This is a genomic window from Candidatus Protofrankia californiensis (assembly GCF_900634765.1).
Taxonomy (GTDB): domain Bacteria; phylum Actinomycetota; class Actinomycetes; order Frankiales; family Frankiaceae; genus Protofrankia; species Protofrankia californiensis.
In genome coordinates this window covers 8,390-10,549 of record NZ_CAAAFT010000109.1, presented here as the reverse complement: position 1 = coordinate 10,549, position 2,160 = coordinate 8,390, and the positions used below count along the sequence as shown (strand labels likewise).

The following is a 2,160-nucleotide window of genomic DNA, read 5'->3' as shown; positions in this document are numbered from 1 at the left end:
CCTTCGTCGGCCGTACCTGCCGGTCGAACGTCACGGTGGTGCCGAAGGCGGCGTCCGACGGGGAAGGCTTCGCCGAGCTGTGGCTTCCGCCGGGCGGTCGGGGCACCGAAGGTCGCGCCTCCCTGAGCCCCCAGGGCGGCGGTCGTTCCGTGAAGGTCGAGACGATCCGTCTCGACAGCCTCGACGTCGACAACGTCGGCCTCGTGAAAATCGACGTGGAAGGGCACGAACTCGCGGCACTGCGAGGCGCGGAAGGAGTTATCCGGCGCTGGCGCCCGAACCTCATTGTCGAGATCGAGGATGACCGGAGCCCGGCAGCCGTGACATTGGAGCTGCTGCGGAGCTGGAACTACCAGGGTTGGTTTCTCGACCGCGGGAGGATGCGTTCACTGGCCGGTTTCGACCTGGTCGCCCACCAGCGGGCAATGGCACCGGTCGCTCGCCAAAGCTATCTTCGGGCAGTCGTAACCGGAAGCGGGCGCCGGTATACCAATACAATTCTGTTCCTACCGACTTCCTGACAGCAGTTGAAAGCCGGCATTCCCGGGGATTCGTTCACAAAGGGCCGTGATCCGGACCATGATCCACCGGGTTGCCCGGCGGTAGCCGGCTGCCACGGTGGACCTCCTCCCCGCACGCCGAACTCACACAAAGACGAACTGATATAAAAATCATCGATCCGCCCGGTTCGAGAGTGACGCCGACTCTACGGCGACGCCGAGCGTGCCGGTCACCGTGGCCTGCACCCATGCGTCCCCGTGGAGTTCCGGCAGCTGCCGGAAGCCCTGTCCGGGGGCCAATAGCACCAGGGAACCGTCAGGTCGCTGCCGCAGCGGAATCCGTTCCTCCCACCGCCATGCCCGCGCCAGGTCGGACGTGGTGCCCGCGACCAGCCCCACGACCAGTTCCGCGGGCGGGTGCGCCTCGGACGCAGGGGGGCTCACCCCGGATGCGAGCAGGCCGGCGCCGGATCGCCCGTCCAGCTTCCAGGTCACCGTACGTGTCACGTCGATACCAGCCGTGCCGGCGAACGGGCGGGTTTCCCTCCGGTCACCGAGGCGCAGGTAGACCGACGCATAGGGCCGGTTGGCAGGGACGACCGCCGAAACCCGGACGTCGATCGTTTCGCCCTCGACCGTGCGCAGCTCGACGAACGAACCCCGCAGGCTCCCGGGCTCGTCCGCCGCGATCCGCTCGTCCGGACGCAGCCGGTACAGCCGGCGTCCCGGCATCTGCTCGGCAAGCCCCACAGTGGCCGCACCGACGTCCGCGGCGTATAGCACCTCGTCCGACAGGTCCGGACTGTTCCGCAGGAAGTGGTAGGGAACCTGGGTGTACAGGCTCGGAGTCGGCGGAGTGACGATCACGACCGCCGGCCCGCCGAGGTCGTCGGGGACGAGATCGAGCACATGCTTGTCGACCGCGTTCACATACCGCTGGATGTTGACCTTGCCGGGAACGGCGAGTGCGGTCACCGCCGCCAGCCCCAGCAGGCAGACACCCGCCACCGGGCCGCGGGCCGGTCGCGCGAAAAACCGGCCGGACAGGCGCCGCCACAGCCAGCAGGCCCCGGAGCCGGCAAGGATGACAACGGGCGTCAGCGCCACCATGTGGTAATGCGGGCCGAGGCCGTCCCGAAGGCTCGGCATGGCCATGGCACTGCCCCACCAGAAGAAATACGCGACGAAGACGAGGAGCACGTTGGCTGCGAGCAGGAGCCGTGCGCGGCGGTGTTCCGCCACCAGCAGGCCGAGCACCGCAAGAACGATCAGCGCCCTTCCGCCGAAGAGCCAGCCGGGAGCGGCGGCAACGGTCTCCTGCCACGCCTCCACGGCAAGATGGCGGGTGAAGGCGAACGGCGGTTCGGACGGCAGGATCCGGCGCTCACCGAAACCGAAACGGTCCAGCGGGTCGGAGGCCGCCAGCGGCAGGGTCCGCATCGATCCGGTCACGTGCCGGCAGAAGGCCGCCACGACCACGGCGAACGGCAGGGTTCCGAGCCCGATCCACGCGGTGTGGCGCAGCAGGGCGCGCGGTGACGGACGCCGCCGACGGCCGGTGGGTAGCAAACCGGCAGAGAGCAAACCGGCGGAGAGCGCACCGGTCGGGAGCCGGCCGGTGGGGAGCCGGCCGGTGGGAAGCCGGCCGGTGGGAAGCCGG

General features: G+C 69.2%; 1 protein-coding gene and 1 pseudogene. One reads left to right on the top strand and one right to left on the bottom strand.

Features of this window, described 5'->3' with window-relative positions; translation table 11 throughout:
* The coding region (locus DD1DGNOD_RS28870) for an FkbM family methyltransferase (protein ID WP_241255512.1) at positions 1–521 on the top strand (521 nt) is incomplete at its 5' end.
* Positions 522–671: 150 nt separating this feature from the next.
* Here the strand turns inward: DD1DGNOD_RS28870 and DD1DGNOD_RS26610 are convergent.
* A pseudogene (locus tag DD1DGNOD_RS26610) lies at positions 672–2,160 on the bottom strand (hypothetical protein); the annotation flags it as partial.